The following is a 17,108-nucleotide window of genomic DNA, read 5'->3' as shown; positions in this document are numbered from 1 at the left end:
AAGCCTTCGTCGTGCCAGGCGTGGTGATGCGGAATTGGACCGCCGCTGCGCAGCGCGCGCTTCACCTCGCAGATGGCCGGACGGCAGACTAGTGTGATGCGCCAGAAATCCTGAGGGTTAGTTCTGCGCTGTTTTCTGGCCGGTGGTTCCGACCTTGGTGAGGTAGTCGGCGAGGGAGTTGAGGATCTCGTCGGCTGTCTTGGTCCAGGTGAAGGGCCGCGGGTTCTCGTTCCAGGTGTTGATCCACGCAGTGATGTCGTCCTCCAGTGCCTTCACGGAGGTGTGGACGCCGCGGCGGATGAGCTTGTCGGTCAGCAGGCCGAACCACCGTTCCACCTGGTTCATCCAGGAGGAGCCGGTGGGGGTGAAATGGACGTGGAAGCGGGGGTGTTTGCCGAGCCACGTCCTGATCTCGGCGGTGTTGTGGGTGGCGTAGTTGTCACAGACGAGGTGCACGTCGAGCCCGGCAGGCACCGCCTTGTCGATCCGGATCAGGAACTTCTTGAACTCGATCGCCCGGTGGCGGCGGTGCAGTGCCGATATGACGGTGCTGTCGGCGATGTTGAAGGCGGCGAACAGGCTGGTGATGCCGTGCCTCAGATAGTCGTGGGTGCGGCGTTCGGGCATGCCCGGCATCATCGGCAGCACTGGCTGGGACCGGTCCAGCGCCTGGATCTGGCTCTTCTCGTCCACGCAGAGCACGACCGCCTTCTCGGGCGGGTGGTGGTACAGGCCGACAACGTCGACGACCTTGGCAACGAACTGCGGATCGGTGGACAGTTTGAAGGAGTCCTGCAGGTGGGGCTTGAGGTCGAACCGCTTCCAGATGCGCCCGATCGTCGACTTCGACAGGCCGGTGCGCTGGGCCATCGAGGTCCGTGACCAGTGCGTGTCCTGGCCCGGGAGCGACTCAAGGGTGGCCACGACGACTTCCTCGACCTGGTCGAGGAGGATCGAAGGCGGCCGGCCCGAGCGCGGCTCGTCATGCAGACCATCGAGGCGTTTTGCGATGAACCGGGCCCGCCAGCGGTCCACGGCCGACCTGTCGATGCCGAGGTCGGCCGCAGCCTGCTGGTTCGTCCCGCCTTCCGCGCAGCGCAGCACGATCTTGGCCCGCAACGCGAGGAACTGGGCGGTCTTGGCCTGCCGCGCCCACTGCTGCAGTTGCTTGCGCTCAGCATCGTCGAGGATCAGGTCGGCCTTCGGCCGGCCAATCCAGCCGGCGTCCTCAAGCCCAGCCATCCGCTCTGCAGCGAATGCCCGACGCCACTTGCCGACCGTCTTGGCCTGGACACCGACGAGCCGCGCGACACCCGCGTTTGACAAGCCGTCAGCACACGCCAGGATGATGCGGGCCTTCTCAGCCGAGCGCCTGTGCGGCATTTTCGTGCGGCGCATCAACTCGGCGCGCTCGGCCTCGGACAACGTGATCGCCACAGCAGAAGGCCCCGGATGCGACATGACAACAGGGTAGTAACTAACCCTCAGGATTTCTGGCGCATCACACTAATGCTCTGACCGGGAAGGTTCGCCGGGTTGGTGAGTTCTTCTCCCCGCCCGCGAAGCGTTCCACGCCTGCAGCCGTATGCGCTCCCGCACGGCCCTCCCGGCATCGGTCAACCCACCTCCTTAGCTCCCGCTGACGGCGCTCGAGGTTGCCGTCGGCGACGCGGGACCATCACACGCCCGACCACCGGCTAGTCCTCCCTCACGGAGCAGCAGTCACTGGGTAGCCGCGCCGAACAGCCACAACGCGTAGGGCATGAGGATCAAGGGAACCGACATCAGCAAGCCCATCCTCCAGGATGTCCTTGACCCGACGAAGAGGCCGAATGCCGCCATGAGGATTGGCCAGACGACCAAGACGGCGAAGACGATCACACCCGCACCTGAACCCATGCCTGCCTGCCCCCTCTTGTCACCCGCCCGGCGTGCATCGGCAGTCCTCTCTCCGATCACGAACCTCATTATTTGAACACGTTCAAATAGCTCGTGGCTAGTGCTGCGCGGTCCGACGCTTCACGGGATGAACTTCACCTCTGGGAAGGCCGCGCTCGGGCCGTCGAGCAGATGGCTTCCGCGGTGCCGCAGGTGCAGGTCGAAGAACGCGAGTGGGTAGGCCTGTTGGATCTGTACCGCCCGGGCCGGGCCGAGGGTGCCGATCATGTCCTGGATCTGCTGGTTGGTCAGGCCAAGGACCTTGCCCGCTTGCGGGATCAGTGTCGCGTCGTCGCCGTACGTCTTGTGGATGGCCCCGTCGGCCTGGATGTTCAGCCGCCAACCGCGAAGGTGTGTCCAGAACTCGGCGACGTCCGGCATGGCGGCCCGGGTAAACGAAGCGGTCATCATCATGAACGGCCGGTCCAGGTCGGCGGTGATGGTCGGCTGCATCGGGCCGTCGATGCTGAGCCCGGCGCCAACGCGCTGGTCGGCGAGCATGGTGAGCGCGGTGGCGGTGCCGCCCTTCGACCAGCCGAACGACCCGATGCGCTGCGGGTCGAGGGCGCCGAGCAGGCCCTGGGGCAGTGGCCTGCCGTCGACGTCGGGGTTGTGCCCGGCGGCAAGGCTCTCGACGACGTCGAGCACGAACCGGATGTCCGTGGCGAAGTCCGGGGGCCCCAGGAACGGCGGGACCTCTTCCGGAACGGTGAGTCGGCCGTCGGGGAACTCGCTGAACGCGTCGTACGTGTGGTCGACGGTGACCACGGCGTAGCCGTGGCTGGCGAGTTCCTGGACCATTATGGTGTGGTCGCCGCGATGGCTGCCCGCGCCGTGCGAGTACACGAGGATGGGCAGGCGACGGCCCGTTTGGTGCACGGGTGCGCCCACGTGTGCGGCGGTGAGTGGGCCGAGGGCGGGATCAAGGGAGAAGCCGACGTCCGCCAGGAACGCCCGCAGCGCACCCTGGGTCATCCAGGGAGCACGCGGTAGGTCCTTCGTCTTGCAAGCGGGGTACCAAACGCTGGTCATCAACTCGCGGTGATGCCCGGGACCGGCCACGGGATCCGGACGCGAGGTGTCGACGAGGTGGAGCGGCACCATGCCCACCGGGTGCGGCCCGGTGGGCCTGGGCAGCGTGAGCTGCGACAGACCGGGGGCGGTCGAAGCCGCCCACGCCTGGCGCGCTGCGCTGATCGGCACGGCGGCCCCGACCCCCGTCACCAGCGCGGCTGCGAGCAAGCGACGGCGCGTCACGTCCGGTGTGATGGTCACGTGTCCTCCCTGGATTTCGTGGACGGTGTTCGGCGTGCTGTCCGGGTCCGCCGGACGTCGGCGGGAGCCGCTCACGACTCACCACGGTTCGCCGGGGTCCGGATCAGGACTCCGGGGCTGAGCTGCCGTGCTCGATCTGGTGGATGAGGCGCTTGAGCTGGGCGACCTCGTCCCGCAGGGCGCGGTCGCCCGCGGGGGTGAGGGAGAGCCAGGTGCGGGCGCGTTTGCCCTCGTAGCCCTTCTCGATATCGACCAGTCCGGCCTTCTCCAGGACGGCGAGGTGCTGGCTGAGGTTTCCGGCAGTGAGGCCGAGTGCCGTGCGCAGGAAGCCGAACTCGACCCGGCGCGCCTGGTGGGCGACGGTGAGGATGCCGAGGCGGACGCGCTGGTGGACCACGTCATCCAGACCGGTGACGGGGTGCTGTTCGGGCTGATCGGTCATGACGCGTTGCGCCTGCGGGGCAGCTCGACCAGGCCAAAGCCGAGGGCGCCGAGCAGGAGGAGCACGCCAGGGACGGCGTAGCGGGGCAGGAAGAACCAAGGCGAGGTGACGGGGATCCCCGACCAACCGGTGGACGGCGGCACCAATTCGATGGCCAGGTACACCGCGGTGAGCAGCAGCAGGAGGCGGCTGCGTTCCACCCAGGACAGCACCAGCAGCGGCAGCCCAACGGCCGTGGCATTCCCCACGAGTTGCTCGATGAACCTCGTCATCTCGGAGCTGGGGTCGAGGTGCAGGCCCCAGAAGTCGAGTGGTTCACCGGGCCGCGGGATCCCGTGGCGGGTGCTCCAGAAGGAGGTGGCGGCAACCACACCGAGCAGGGCGATCCCGGTGAGGATGTACGGCCGGACCGGGGTGCCGACTCCGCGGTTGCGGGAGCGGCGGATGTAGAAGAACGCCGTCGCGGCGTAGGCGAGGGCGAGCCCGAGGGGCCAGTAGAGCGCCGAGCCCTGAGTGATCAGGGTGCAGCCGCCGCCTGTCACTGCGGCACCCGCCGGGCAGGAAACGGTCTCGACCTTGAAGGTGAAGCGGCTGACCAGGATTCCGCCCAGCGTGAGCACGCCGAGTAGCAGGAGGGGAAACCAGGTGCCGCGTTGGGCGGCGCGGACCCGGCGGGTCAGGTCACCGAGGCTGGCGAGGACTTCGTGTGGGGTGTCCGGCGAGGGCACCGAGGCGTCTGTCATGCCATCAGCTTTGCATCACAAACCAGTTAGGGCAAGAAACTCCCTTGAAATAGCTGCCAGTTCGGCCCAGCATGGAAACCGGCGATACGAGGCCGGCCGCTGGCTGTCCGGAGCGAGATCCGCATCGTCCGCGCCCGGTTGTCCACTGGTGGACAGAAGTTCGGCCGCCAGACCGACGCCTTCACCGCGGCCGGCTGCCGTCTGGGCCACACCGCCACCCCTGAGCGGGCGCAGCCGGATGCGCCGCACGCCAGGGACGGCGTAAAGGGCTCGCGGTTGGTGGTATGTCAAGTCGTCCTGATGGAGGGCATGTTGTCCATCGATGCAGCCGCGTATGACCCTCCCAAGCCGGGTCCGGATTGCGACGGCCGGCCACCAGAGATCGCCCCCACCAACCAGGCTGACATGTACAGTTCTGATCTGGAGTGTGATGGGTGTGCGGGGCATGCCCACCGGATTCCGGAGGCGCGGAGGTTATGGGGGAGGTCGTGTCATGTTCGCGGTGATCTACCGGTGGCGTTTGCACGAAGGCAAGGAGCAGCAGTTCGCAGCTGGTTGGCACCGCGTGACACAGGCGATGCACAAGCACTGCGGTAGCTACGGATCACGTCTGCACGAGGCCGATGACGGCACCTGGGTGGCGTACGCACGGTGGCCGGACGCCACCACGCGCGAGCGGTGCCCAGACGTCGACCCCGAAGGGGAAGCCATGATGAGCGAGGCGATCGCTGAGTACCTCCCCACCATTCGATGTCATGTGGTGGACGACCTTCTCGCAGAACCCCGTGACTAGGTCCGGCGCTCTTCGCCGAAGCCGGATGGCCGTCGCCGCACGTAGGTGCGGCACGGACTGTTGCAGTACCCCTTGCCGGCCGCGAGGCTGTCGGGTTTTGTGCGTGGGGCCTGGCCCGATGCGCGTAACTCGGATCTTTTCCAGCACGCCTTGAACTGGGCGCAGTACACCCGCTGTCCGCCGGTCGGGACCGCCGGCGCGCACCCTCCCGTACAACTCGGGGCAGTCGAAGGACACGTCAACCGAATCAAGACCATCAAGCGCCAGATGTACGGACGGGCATCCGCATGTCGTTCGCTCCGGTCGGCTCAGCTGATAAGAGCTGGCTCGTGCCCCGTCTCGTGCCTCAAAATTCTCGGCGTGGCAGACACGGAACCTACCGACGATGAGACCCCGGACGAGCTGCTGGGCTGGTGCCTGGTGGCCAACGTGGCGCGGGAGACCGCGCACGGCGAGAGCGGCCTCGACATCCAGCGCGGCACGAAGCACTTCTCCGCAGGCGCGCTGCTGTGGATCCCGCCCGTCCGCTGGGACCCTGGCCACTGTCGCTGGCCTGCGGTGGGTCGGCACCGAGGCAATGGCCGCCGGTACATCAACATGGTCGTACGCGCGGAGGACCTGGAGAACTTCAGGGTCAAGGGTGTCTACAGCGAAGGTCTGGTCCGCAGCCTCAATCGCCACCTACACGACCCGGCCGCCCCGCGGACCCTGCAGAACCCGTGGTCCCGCGAGCGGGCCCAGCAATGGGCGGACAGCTGGAACCAGCCCCGGGAGTGCATCCGCATCGACGGCCACTCTCGCCCAGGGATCTCCGTTCCCAACCCTCCGCCGGCAGAGCTCCAGGTCGACGGTGAAACCCTGCACCTCGCCCACTACGGCACCAGAGGAGCCCACTACAGCCGCACACCCCCTCCCGTGGAGTGGACCCCCGAGCCCTGAGCGGGCCTTTCAAACGTGCGAGCGGGGAAGTTGAGGCCGCCGCCGGTGGGCGGGAATGTCGGCCAGCCGGGCCAGTGTGAGAGTTCCTGTTCGGCGAGGGCTCGCAGCTGCCATCACGGAACACTTGCTGGTCAGGAGCCCGGCTGTCCAAGTGGCCCTATACCCGGGGCCTGGTGCACCGGGCGGGCTGTCGGTGGTTGTCTGGCGTCTTACGGGCGCCAGTCGGCTTGCAGGTCGTGGGAGTCAGTTTTGGTGAGCTGGGTCGGTGCGGTGCCGTCGGCCCGTACGAGGTAGAGGTGTTCGGGGTCGGCGTCGTCGGTACCGCCCCTGGTGAAGACCAGGTGGCTGCCGTCGGGGGACCAGGAGGGGTTCTTGTCGTTGAGGCGGGCTGCGGTGATGCGGTGCAGTCCGGTGCCATCGGGGCGGACGACGTACAGGTGGGCGAACCCTGAGGAGTCCACGCGGCTGAAGGCGATCTGGTTGGTGTGTGACCAGTCGGGTGCCCAGTCGTGGGAGCCGGGCGCGGTGACCGCGGCCTGGGTCAGGGTGGACAGCCGGATCCGTATCACTCTGCTGTGTCCGCTGGTGTCCGCGCGGTTGAACGCCAGGTATTTGCCGTCCGGGGACCAGGTCGGATGGAGGTCGTCGGCCGCGGTGTGGGTGAGCCGGGTGGCGGGTGTGCCGTCGATGTCGGCCACGTAGATCTCGCGCTGGGTGCCGACCGGCTTGTCGTAGGCGATCCGCTTGCCGTCCGGGGACCACGCCGGGTCGGTGGCGCCCTTGGTGCCGGGAATGACCTTCAGGTCGCCGCCCGTGGTTGTCATGGTCCAGATGCCGTCGATGGTGCCACCGGACCCGTAGCGGGCAAAGGCGATCCGCTTTCCGTCCGGGGACCAGCTGGGCATCACGTCGCTGACGGTGGGGGTGTGCGTGAGTTTGACGGGCGTGCCGCCACTGGGAGAGATCGCGTAGAGGTCTTCGGTGGGCGCTGCTGTGGTGTAGCGGGCGAAGACGATCGGGTGGTCTCCCGCCGCTCCTGCGTTTCCTGCGGTGCCGAGGGTCAGCGGCACGGCCATGGCGAGCGCCGTGACGGTCACCGCCGTCCGGCGGCGCCGCGTTGTGCCGTTCGCGCCGGTCCTGCCGATTCTTCGGGTTCTTCCGGCGGTTGTGTCGCTGCCGGTGCCATGTAGTAGTTGACGCGTCAAGGTGTCCACCCCGATCCCTCCCTGCGGCCTGCTGGCCGCTCCCGCCCGTAAAGATCTCACCGGTGGGGCTCTGGGGGAAGCAGCGGCACCTGGTGGTACGAGCCCTGTGACATATTTCGTACGTCGCTGTCACATGCGATGTACGTGCGAACCCCTGGCCCTCGCCCAGCCCCGCCCCGAGCTGGCGCCCGGTGCCGGCGCGGCTGCCAGTGCCATGCTGTGACGGCCCGACGGCGTTGCCGTCATGGTCGGGGCAGTGAACAACTGCCACCATCCCAAGGCGGCGACGTACGACCTCAGCGAACATGTGAAGCGGGCGGCAAGGTCACCGACCGTCGCACCTGACTTTGGGGCGGTGCCATGGCCTCGCTTGTGCTGCCGGTACAGCCGGTACTGCCGGGCTCAGGTCTCGGGTGGGCTGGTGGAGGCGACTCGGGACCGGACCGAGGTGGGTGGGGTGCGGTCGATTCGGGACTGGAGCGTCTCGCGGACGGCCGGGTCGCCAACGGCTGAGAGCTGCCCGGAAGTTCTCGTCGTCAAGGCGCCCGAGGCGCCGCAGAACCCGGCGCCCTCGGTCGGTGAAGGCGGATCAGGCCGGCAGACGCAACTGATGAGCACCGACGCCGGGGGACCTGTGGACGGTCAGGTGAGTGTGATGCCACCGCACTTGCAGTGGAGACAGACGCCAGCCTGGTGGTGGCGGGGGTGACGGATCTCTCACCAGAGTCGCTTTGTCTTGCTTGTCGGAGGTGAGGGGGAGTGCATGACTGTGTGTGAGTTATGGTGTTCAGGACCATAACGGCTATTAGCCGGTAACAAGACTGCCTATCTGTCACGGGGAATCAGGACCGGCGCATCGGTGAGAAGCGACGCGCGCCGGCCAAGGAATGCATGCACCACAATTTCAGATCAAGAATCGCGGCGTTCTTCGTCGCCCTGGCCATCGTGTTCACCGGCTGCGTGGGATCCGCAGCCAGTGCTCAGGCCGCAGAGCAGAATCGCGTGGAAAGGCTTGCGGAGATCATCCGCAAGGTGGCTCAGTACGCAAACTGCGACCGTCTGCCGCTGCTTGAGAGGCCCGCGTGCCTGAAGCAGTTTGCGGGCAAGGCCATCGCGCTCGGCGTGGGAGTGGGGGTTTTCCTCTACACCGCACAGGACGCCATGAAGGATCACGGAGCGAGCTTCAAGGCCCTCGACAAAAACATCAAGGATGTCGAAGCCCTCAAGCCGCTGGACCTCGTGGATCCCAGCAAGTCGCCGGACCCCGCCCAGCAGGTAAAGCTGCTGGAACAGGCTGTCAAAACCTTCGACAGCGCCAAGCCGCACCTGGACAGACTGGGTAAGAACCTGGCCAAGGCAGACTCGTTGCTCGGGGATCAGAACGACTCCCTGCTCGCTCTGACCTTCCTGACCGTCGCGCTGGGCGAGTACTTTCCCGAGCCGAAGAAGTACCCGGAGGCGAAGTCCGTCTTCGACTTCGAGAAGGAGCTGAACGAGCTCAACGACGCGCTCGACCAGATCAACGCGGGTTTTGAGAAGATGAACCGCGGCCTGGACACGATGAACTCGGGCGCGCGCGATGTCAACAAGGGCCTGTCTGAAGCCAACAAGGGCATCAACAAGGCCAACAAGGGCATGAAGGAGCTCAACGACGGCATCCGCGAGGCCAACAAGGGCGTAGACGAGGCGAATAAGCACGTACCCGGTATCAAGAAGGGTGCGGAGAAGCTCCGGGACATGTCGGGGCTCGACTTCGACTTCTCCCGCATCGGGGACACCTGGGCCTCCGGAAAATCCCTCCTGGACGATGCCGAGCAGCAGCGCAGGATGTCACTGCTGTTGGACCTGCTGCCTGGTGTCGGCGATGGCAAGGGCATAGTCGAAGCGCTCGTCGGTAAGGACCTGGTCACCGGCCAGGAGCTGACCGCCGAAGAGCGCATGCTGGGCGGGGTGTCCGTCCTGGACTGGCTGCGGGCCGGCGACAGACTGCTCACGGCGGACGAGGTACGCAAGGCTCGCAAGGGCGAACAGGCCGTCACCTGCAACAGCTTCCCCGACGGCACCAAGGTGCTGATGGCGGACGGATCACAGCTGCCCATCGAGCAGGTCCGGGAAGGCGACCGCGTCCTGGCCGCCGACCCGGCAACCGGCCGCCAGCAGCAGGAGCCGGTCACCGCCCTGATCACGGGTCAGGGCGAGAAGAACCTCGTCGACGTCACCGTACAGACCGATCACGGCCCCTCCAAGGTCACCGCCACGGACGAGCATCCGTTCTGGGTCGACGACCTCGAAGCCTGGGCGGCAGCCGACCAACTGCAGCCGGGAGCCTGGCTCCGGACCGGCGCGGGTACACGGGTGCAGGTCAGCGCCGTCAGGGCCTGGACCGCTCCCGACCAGTCTGTCCGCAACCTCACCGTCGGTGACCTGCACACCTTCTACGTCATGGCCGGCAGCACACCGCTGCTGGTTCACAACGCCAACGGCTGTGGCAAGTGGAAGGCCGAGTACGACGACCTCCCCAACGGCAAGCAGAAGCACGTCAAAGAGATCCCGACCGCCGCAGAGCTGCGAAAGACCTTCGAGCGGTGGACCAAGGGCGCCCAGCGGCTGCCGGCCCGCGGACCGAAGATCCCGGATGTCTACAAGCTTCCCGACGGCACGATCATGCAGTGGCGTGCATCATCTACCTCGGGTGGAGAGACCATCGACATCTTCCCCGTAACAGGCAAGGGAAAGAAGGTGCATCTGCCGAGTGAGCACTGAGTACATCATTCGCGAACTCCTGGAAGAAGGACTGGACGACTGGGTACCTGTCGACCGTCTGGTCGGGCTCGCACAAGAGACAGTCGAGCAGTCCGACCGCGACTTCCGGGACGTGGCCACGGAAGCACTCACCCAACTGGTGAGTGGCGGGTTGATGGAAGTGGGAGATCTCGGCGACAGTGGCTTCGAAGCGTGGAGTGGCACTCCTGATGCCATCGTGAAGCGAGTCGTCTCCACACTCGAAGAATTCGACTGGCTCCCTCAGGGCGGCGCCTGCTGGCTCGCCAATACCCCACACGGCAACAGGCAAGCGCCCCACTAGAACTGGATCCCTGACATCTGCATACCGCGCCACTCACACCACAAGGTGGCGCGGTATGCGATTTCCTTGTTCCGGAGAACCGTCCGACTTCGGCTGCGCTGCCCACCCGGCGGGCACTGCGGGGCTGTCCACGGCCACGGTCAGCATCGGCTCGGACAATGACCGCGTCATACGGTGACGCCTGCAGCTGCCTTACACGCACACCTGTGGTTGTACAGCTGGAGGAACGCCATGGCCTAAACCTCGCGCAGATCGGCTAGGTCGCGCGCCCATGCCTCCTGCAGATGTGTGTGCCTCGTTGACGAAGAGCGTGGCCAGTTCGCCATGGAGTGAGAACGGCCCGTGGCCCCTCAGGTGTTCATGGCGGGGACCACTGCGGTTCAGGCGGTGCCGGGGGCGTGGCCTGCGTCCGGGGCCGCGCCGACCTCCGGGGTCCCATCGGCTCCCGGGGCCGCCCCGGACTCCGTACGCACCTCGGACTTTGCCTCTCGGCCGGCTTTCTGGGCCACGCCGGCTTTCTGGGCTACGCCGGATTCCGGGACTCGGTCGGCTTCCGGGACCGGGCCGGTCGCCGGGGCCGGCAGGTAGCTTGCCAGGCCGCGCAGGATGATCTCCAGGCCGATGTCGAACCTCTCGTCGGAGGAGTCCGTCACCATCAGACCGGACAGGGCGCGCAGGTGGGGGAAGTCCTGCGCGGGCAGGGACGCGAAGTAGTTCTGCATCTCGTCGGCCATCTCGTGCCAGTCGGGGCGGGCCGGCGAGGCAGCGTTGCCGCCGTGCTGAGCGGCCCGGTCCCGCCACATGCCCTCCTCCAGGACGAACCCGTCGATGTAGGTGGAGATCAGGTCACCGGCCTCCGCCGCGATGCGGTCGGGTAGCCCGGCGGTGCGGAAGATGGCGAGCAACGCCTCGACATGCGGCAGCAGTTCGGCGGTGAAGGGGACGTGCCCCATGGAGATCCTGGCCATGTCCCGGTGGGACAGCAGGCGTCGGCGTCCGGCGCGGGCGAAGTCCCGCAGCTGCTCCTGCCAGCGCTCCGGATCGGGTGGGGGCATCGCGTAGCCGTCGAAGATCCGTGTGTACATGAGTTCCAGGAGGTCGTCCTTGGAGCTGACGTGGGCGTAGAGGGCGGAGACCGTGACCCCCAGTTCGGCCGCGACCTGACGCATCGAGAGGCCGTCGAGCCCATGCCGGTCCAGCACGGTGAAGGCGGCCTTGACGACCCGCTCACGCGACAGCGGCGTGCGTGCGGGCGCGCCATGGGTGCGAGCGGGGCGCTCGCGCTCCCACGGGGACGGCGGAGGGGGTGCGGGGGTGCCGGCGGCCGCGTCGCTCATGGGTCAAGTCTAGGGACCCGGAGAACAGTGTTCTGCCCAGGTGAGGCACGCAGCCGAGTCCGAGGTGAGGCACCCAGCCGAGTCCGAGACGCGATATATCTTGTCTTGGTCGAGCCATTGCGCTATATCTTAATGAACGCCGTTCTCTCGATGAGCACTGTTCTGCTTCGGTGAACAGTGTTCTTCAGAGTGTCCGGTCGCCCTGTTGGGCCTGCCAACGAGCCGGGCGGCCTTGGTCCCAACCGTCCCACCGCGCCCACGGCTCCTCTCCGCGACGCGGCCTTCTGCGAGGAGTTTGCGATGTCCACCACCGGTGTCGCGTCCGTCGAGACGCCCACCGATTCGCCAGCGCCCTACCGGTGGCGCTGGGCTGCGCTCTTCGTGATCCTCGCGGCCGAGGTGATGGATCTCCTCGACGCCGTCGTCACGAACATCGCCGGCCCCTCCATGCGGGCCGACCTCGGCGGCGGCGCCTCCACCCTCCAGTGGCTCGCCGCCGCATACACCCTCTCGATGGCCGTCGGACTGGTCACCGGCGGCCGGCTCGGGGACATCCACGGGCGCCGCCGGATGTTCCTGGTGGGAGCCATCGGTTTCACCCTGGGCTCGCTGCTGTGCGCGGTCTCCGTGTCGCCCGAGATGCTGATCGCCGCACGCGTCGTCCAGGGCTTGTTCGGCGCGGTGATGCTGCCGCAGGGCCTCGGCATGATCAAGGAGATGTTCCCGCCGACGGAGTCGCAGAAAGCCTTCGGCATGTTCGGCCCGGTCATGGGTCTGTCCGCGGTGTGCGGGCCGATCCTGGCGGGCTGGCTCGTGGACGCCGACTACTTCGGCACCGGTTGGCGGATGATCTTCCTGATCAACCTGCCGCTGGGTGCCGCGGCCTTCCTCGGGGCGCTGCGCTACCTGCCCAGGGGCCGGTCCGGTGACAGGCCGCGCCTGGACATACCCGGCATGCTCCTGGTCTCGCTGGCCGCGCTGCTCATCATCTTCCCGCTGGTCCAGGGCCGTGAGTACGACTGGCCCGGGTGGACGTTCGCGATGATGGCCGCGTCGGTGGCCGTCTTCGTCGCCTTCGCCGCCTACGAGTCGCGCCGCAGCAAGGCAGGCCGTGACCCGCTGGTCGTCCCCAGCCTCTTCCGCAAGCGCGGGTTCAGCGGCGGCATGACGCTCGGACTGGTCTTCTTCTCGACCATGCAGGGCTTCATGCTGGTCTTCAACCTCTACACCCAGATCGGCCTCGGCTACTCGCCGCTGAAGGCGGGACTGGTGATGGTGCCCTGGTCGGGCGGCATGATCGTCGGTTTCGGTGTCGCTCAGGCCGTCGCCCGGTTCGGCCGGGCCGTGCTCCAGGCGGGCACGGCGGTCATGGCGCTCGGCGTGTTCGGCGTGTGGCTGACTCTCGACACGGTGGGCAGCGGCGTCGGCCCCTGGCAGCTCGTGCCGGCCTTGCTCGTCACCGGCATCGGGATGGGCCTGCTCATGGCACCCTTCTTCGACATCGTGCTCGGCAGCGTCGAGCAGCACGAGACGGGCTCGGCGTCCGGCACGATGACCGCGATGCAGCAGCTCGGCGGCGCCTTCGGCGTGGCGCTCCTCGGCACCGTGTTCTTCGGCCTGCTGGGCGGCGGCATCGCCACCGCGGTCGACCACCACTCGCCCGGCCTGCGGAGTCAGCTGAGCGCCGCGCACGTGGCACCGGCCGCCCAGGACCGCGTCGTGGCGGACCTGCGGCGGTGCGCCTCGGACCGTGCCGTCGCCAAGGATCCTGCCGCCACCCCGGCGTCCTGCGCCCACCTGGAGGAGGACACCCGGTCCGCCGTGACGTCGCCGCAGGCCGGCGCCCGGATACCCGGCGCGCTGGAGACCACCGCGAAGTCGGCCTTCCGCAGTGGCTTCGGGTCGGTGATGAAGACGGTGCTGTGGATCGTCGACGGCATGCTCGTCCTGACGTTCCTGCTCTCCTTCCTCCTGCCGCGCCACGCACGCCCCGAGGGCTCCGCCGGTCACTGAGCCGCGGCAGCCTCGGCGAGACGAACGGTCGGGTACGAGGAGTTGCCGTTCCCGTCGAGGAGTTGCTGTTCCCGTCGCTGTCATGCGGGGCGTCTGCCGCACTGGCGCCCCGCGGGTCGGGGTGGCGCACCGCTACGGCATACTGACGCCTCACCAGTGCAACAAAATGTTTAAGGAGGGGCAGTTGGCAGCCCGTTTCAGGACAGTCACCGAGGTGGGAGAGGCTCACCTTGCCCAAGCGCAAGCCCTGGGCCGCGCCTTCCAGGAGGCGATCGCGCCCGCCACCGTCAACTACGACTTCGGTCACATTCGCGATGCCGCCGCCGTGCTTCCCGACAGCGACATCGTCAAGATGATCCGGGGTTGGGGGCTCCAGGAGGAGGCGCCGATCCTGGTGATGGCGCTCTCCCTCAAGGAGGCCGTCCGCCAAGCGCTACCGCCCGAGGCGGCTCAGGCGTCGTTCTGGGACACCATCGAGCGCGACCTCATGGATGCCTTCACTGGTCTCGCGGCGCAGGAGGGCGAACCGGGACTGGCCTACTACGAGGAGGGTCCGGACCACACGAGCTACTACCGCGACTTGTTCTTCGCCCTCCAGGACCAGGAAGCCGGCCCGTACCTGTACGCCGTTGCCTTCTGCGCCGACGTCACCGTCGGCTTTGGCAAGTCCCGTGTGGGGACCCTGGGCCTCACCGACACCGCACCGTTCGCGGTCCGGCTCAACGCGATCGTCGTGCGCCAGAAGCTCGCGAACGAGGCCTGACCCTCCGGGCACCGCCCGCCGCTTCCCGTCGGGGCAATCCCGGGTATGTCCTGCGGCCGGTTCCCCACAGGTCCCCGCGACCAGTCACGGCCCGCCGTCCCGGGCCGCGAAATTGCGCACTGCTGTGCGGTGGTGACAGCCGCCTCGGGAGGCACGCACCACGATCGACTTCGAGCGCGGTGCAGCGCCAACGTGTCTTCACAGTCAGCGCACCCCACCCCACCCCCCACCCACACCCCAAAGTCGATAACCCATCGCTGTCAGGGCACTGCATGACGTCACGCAAAGCCGCCCCCCTTCTGCTCTTTCGAGCAGTATTCGCTCGTTTTTCAAAAGATCTCGGGTAAGCGGGTCCTCTGCTGTTGACCTCGCCTGACGGGGCGCCTTAATGGAAGTAGGAGCACATCCGAGAAGTATGTGCTCAATCGAGCACAGGTGGCAGCGCGGTCAATCCCGGTCCCAGTCGCTTGCGAGGCGTACAGGTCTTGGATCTCCGCACTGCAGCAGACGGGGGGATCCCGTCGTTGAGGCCGTTGCGGCCTCAAGGGTCGCCGCACCTCCTTGAAGGGCCGAGAAAATGAATTCTGTGGCGGATTGCGCCGTTCCCCCTGATACAGAAGCCGCCTCTGCCTCGCTGGAACTGCGGGCAGTCCCTTCCGCCGCGCGTCAGGCACGAGCCTTCACGGAAGGATTTCTGCGACTCTGGGGCGAGGGCGAGGAGGTCGTCGACGCGGCCATGCTGGTCGTCTGCGAGCTGGTCACGAATGCCATCCGCTACGGCGTTCAGCGACTGAGTGAACGCACAGGGCGTGAGTACGGTGGAGACTCGGCGATCACCCTCAACCTGGCGTTGCGGCCGGATGTGCTGCACATCGAGGTCCGTGACGGGTCCGCAGTCCTGCCTGTCCGGCGTGCGGCCGGGTGCGACGACGACTGCGGACGCGGACTGGCGATCATCGCCGCTCTCGCCGAGTCCTGGACCTGCGGCCGCGAGAGGGGTGGCGGCAAATGGGTCAGGGCCACTCTCTCGCGCGGGTACGCCCACGCGGGCTGACAACTGTCCTGGTTCTCGGCGTCCGTACACCCACCTCGGCGCGAGCGATGCGTTTCACCGCGCGTCCGGCTGACAATGTCGTCAAGACGATGAGTGAGTAGCCATATGCGCACGCAGCAGAAACCGAAGGGTGGAGCCCGCGCACACCACCCGGGCCCGGAGGAACTGGTGCAGACGGCCGCCATGGCCCGGATGTTCTATCTCGAGGGAAAGTCCAAGACCGACATTGCGGAAGAGTTCGGTATCAGCCGTTTCAAGGTGGCCCGGACCCTGGAGACCGCCGTCCGCGACGGCTTGATCCGGCTGGAGATCCGCCTGCCCGCCGATCTGGACGCCGAACGCTCCGACGCCCTGCGCACGCGGTACGACCTTCGCCACGCCATCGTCTTCACCTCAGGAGCACACGATCCTGGCGGTGCGGCGCTGGTCACTCACCGGCTCGGCGCGGTCACGGCGGATCTGCTCGCCGAGATCGTCACCGAGGGAGACGTCCTGGGGCTCATCTGGGGTCCCGAGATCGAGGCGCTCGGCCCTGAGCTGACCACCCTGCCCCGGTGCACGGTCGTGCAACTGTGCGGCGTGACACCGCTGCGCCCGGTGGACGCCAACGCCGTGGAGGCCGTGCGCCGAGCCGCGTCGGTGGCCCGCGGTCCCGCCTACCCCATCTACGCGCCGCTCCTCCTGCCGGACGGTGCCGCAGCCACCATGCTGCGCCGGCAGCCAGGCATCGCCGAGACCGTCAGCCGGTTCGGCCAGATCACCAAGGCGATCATCACCGTCGGCGCATGGGGACCAGGGTTGTCCACCGTCTACGACGCCCTCAGCGAATCCGAGCGTGAGGACTACCGGCGCCAAGGAGCGTGCGCTGAAGTATCTGGCCGGCTGCTCGACGCCGAGGGACACATCGTGGCCCCGGAACTGAGCGACCGCATTATCGCCATCAGCTTCGAAGAACTACGACGCGTACCCGATGTGATTCTCCTGGCCGACGGCCAGAAGCGGGCCGCCGCCACCTCCGCAGCCCTGAAGACCGGCCTGTTCAACGGAATTGTGACGGACACGGCCGTAGCGGAGCACCTGCTCGCATGACGCCGCAATTCCGCCAGGGCCGACCGTGACTTCGACTGGACAGCGACGCGAGGCGAGCCGTCGAGCGCCTGATTCGGGAACACACACCCATATTCTCGGGCGTGCGACGGCCTCACACTCTGCAGATGCGGGGTCGACTGGTCTGTTGGAACAAGTCACCCTCGCTTCCCCGGACGGCTCCGACGCCGCGTAGTCGTGGCCGAGAGTGGCTGCAGACCTGACTCGACGGACGTGTTGGGTACGAAGGAGACCAGATGGACGACGACTCGGACATGCAGCCCTGGCCGGAGGCGCCGGACAGGCTCCGCTGACCTACGAACCTCAACGGAGCCGCTGGCCGCCGCCAAGAGGCAGGCTGGCACTCGCGCCTTCGACAGCGCCCGAGTGGCTCTGTTCATGAAAAGCGGATTCTGGCTCGCTTTCCCTGAACCG

Annotated in this window: 15 protein-coding genes; 8 read left to right on the top strand and 7 right to left on the bottom strand. The window is 67.3% G+C overall.

Going from position 1 to position 17,108, the window contains the following annotated elements; genetic code table 11:
* Positions 1-117: 117 nt before the first annotated feature.
* The 5 genes from ACWC0C_RS09160 to ACWC0C_RS09140 form a co-directional block, all read right to left on the bottom strand.
* The gene (locus ACWC0C_RS09160) at positions 118-1,461 is read right to left on the bottom strand and encodes an IS630 family transposase (RefSeq protein WP_450862786.1); all 1,344 of its coding nucleotides are present in this window, start codon (positions 1,459-1,461) and stop codon (positions 118-120) included.
* A 261-nt stretch (positions 1,462-1,722) separates the two neighbouring features.
* Positions 1,723-1,959, bottom strand: coding sequence for a hypothetical protein (locus ACWC0C_RS09155; RefSeq protein WP_450862785.1), 237 nt, complete (start codon positions 1,957-1,959; stop codon positions 1,723-1,725).
* Positions 1,960-2,019: 60 nt separating this feature from the next.
* A complete protein-coding gene (locus ACWC0C_RS09150) occupies positions 2,020-3,213 on the bottom strand; it encodes an alpha/beta hydrolase family protein (protein ID WP_450862783.1) in 1,194 nt (397 codons plus the stop codon).
* Between the two features lie 103 nt (positions 3,214-3,316).
* A complete protein-coding gene (locus ACWC0C_RS09145; protein WP_449196582.1) occupies positions 3,317-3,655 on the bottom strand; it encodes a winged helix-turn-helix domain-containing protein in 339 nt (112 codons plus the stop codon).
* Complete coding sequence (locus tag ACWC0C_RS09140; protein WP_450862781.1) at positions 3,652-4,398, bottom strand: hypothetical protein; 747 nt, start codon at positions 4,396-4,398, stop codon at positions 3,652-3,654. The genes ACWC0C_RS09145 and ACWC0C_RS09140 overlap by 4 nt, the downstream gene beginning before the upstream one ends.
* A gap of 493 nt (positions 4,399-4,891) precedes the next feature.
* On the opposite strand from ACWC0C_RS09140, the gene ACWC0C_RS09135 reads away from it, so the two are divergent.
* Both ACWC0C_RS09135 and ACWC0C_RS09130 read left to right on the top strand, forming a co-directional pair.
* Positions 4,892-5,191, top strand: coding sequence for a hypothetical protein (locus ACWC0C_RS09135; RefSeq protein ID WP_450862779.1), 300 nt, complete (start codon positions 4,892-4,894; stop codon positions 5,189-5,191).
* 360 nt (positions 5,192-5,551) lie between these two features.
* Positions 5,552-6,130: a hypothetical protein gene (locus ACWC0C_RS09130; RefSeq protein ID WP_450862777.1), complete on the top strand. Its 579-nt coding sequence runs from the start codon at positions 5,552-5,554 to the stop codon at positions 6,128-6,130.
* 209 nt (positions 6,131-6,339) lie between these two features.
* Here ACWC0C_RS09130 and ACWC0C_RS09125 read toward each other — a convergent pair whose 3' ends face one another.
* Positions 6,340-7,227, bottom strand: a complete 888-nt coding sequence (locus tag ACWC0C_RS09125; protein ID WP_450862775.1) for a hypothetical protein — start codon at positions 7,225-7,227, stop codon at positions 6,340-6,342.
* Positions 7,228-8,367: 1,140 nt separating this feature from the next.
* Here ACWC0C_RS09125 and ACWC0C_RS09120 point away from each other — a divergent pair.
* Complete coding sequence (locus tag ACWC0C_RS09120) at positions 8,368-10,098, top strand: polymorphic toxin-type HINT domain-containing protein (protein ID WP_450862773.1); 1,731 nt, start codon at positions 8,368-8,370, stop codon at positions 10,096-10,098.
* Positions 10,088-10,420, top strand: a complete 333-nt coding sequence (locus ACWC0C_RS09115) for a hypothetical protein (protein WP_450862771.1) — start codon at positions 10,088-10,090, stop codon at positions 10,418-10,420. Before ACWC0C_RS09120 ends, ACWC0C_RS09115 begins: the two co-directional genes overlap by 11 nt.
* Before the next feature lie 380 nt (positions 10,421-10,800).
* Here the strand turns inward: ACWC0C_RS09115 and ACWC0C_RS09110 are convergent, their stop codons facing one another.
* Positions 10,801-11,757 carry a TetR/AcrR family transcriptional regulator gene (locus tag ACWC0C_RS09110; RefSeq protein ID WP_450862769.1) on the bottom strand — a complete coding sequence of 319 codons (957 nt, stop codon included), beginning with the start codon at positions 11,755-11,757 and terminating at the stop codon, positions 10,801-10,803.
* A gap of 300 nt (positions 11,758-12,057) precedes the next feature.
* On the opposite strand from ACWC0C_RS09110, the gene ACWC0C_RS09105 reads away from it, so the two are divergent.
* The 4 genes from ACWC0C_RS09105 (at position 12,058) to ACWC0C_RS09090 (ending at position 16,676) form a co-directional block, all read left to right on the top strand.
* On the top strand, positions 12,058-13,770 hold the full coding sequence (locus ACWC0C_RS09105) for an MFS transporter (RefSeq protein WP_450862767.1): 1,713 nt from the start codon (positions 12,058-12,060) through the stop codon (positions 13,768-13,770).
* Between the two features lie 166 nt (positions 13,771-13,936).
* Positions 13,937-14,533 (top strand): Type-2Aa cytolytic delta-endotoxin, encoded by a 597-nt coding sequence (locus ACWC0C_RS09100; protein ID WP_450863175.1) that lies wholly within the window; start codon positions 13,937-13,939, stop codon positions 14,531-14,533.
* Positions 14,534-15,119: 586 nt separating this feature from the next.
* A complete protein-coding gene (locus tag ACWC0C_RS09095) occupies positions 15,120-15,587 on the top strand; it encodes an ATP-binding protein (protein WP_450862766.1) in 468 nt (155 codons plus the stop codon).
* Between the two features lie 105 nt (positions 15,588-15,692).
* The gene (locus ACWC0C_RS09090; RefSeq protein ID WP_450862764.1) at positions 15,693-16,676 is read left to right on the top strand and encodes a sugar-binding transcriptional regulator; all 984 of its coding nucleotides are present in this window, start codon (positions 15,693-15,695) and stop codon (positions 16,674-16,676) included.
* Positions 16,677-17,108: the final 432 nt, after the last annotated feature.

The sequence above is a fragment of the Streptomyces sp. NPDC001709 genome (assembly GCF_053596375.1).
This window is presented reverse-complemented; position numbering and strand designations above follow the sequence as displayed.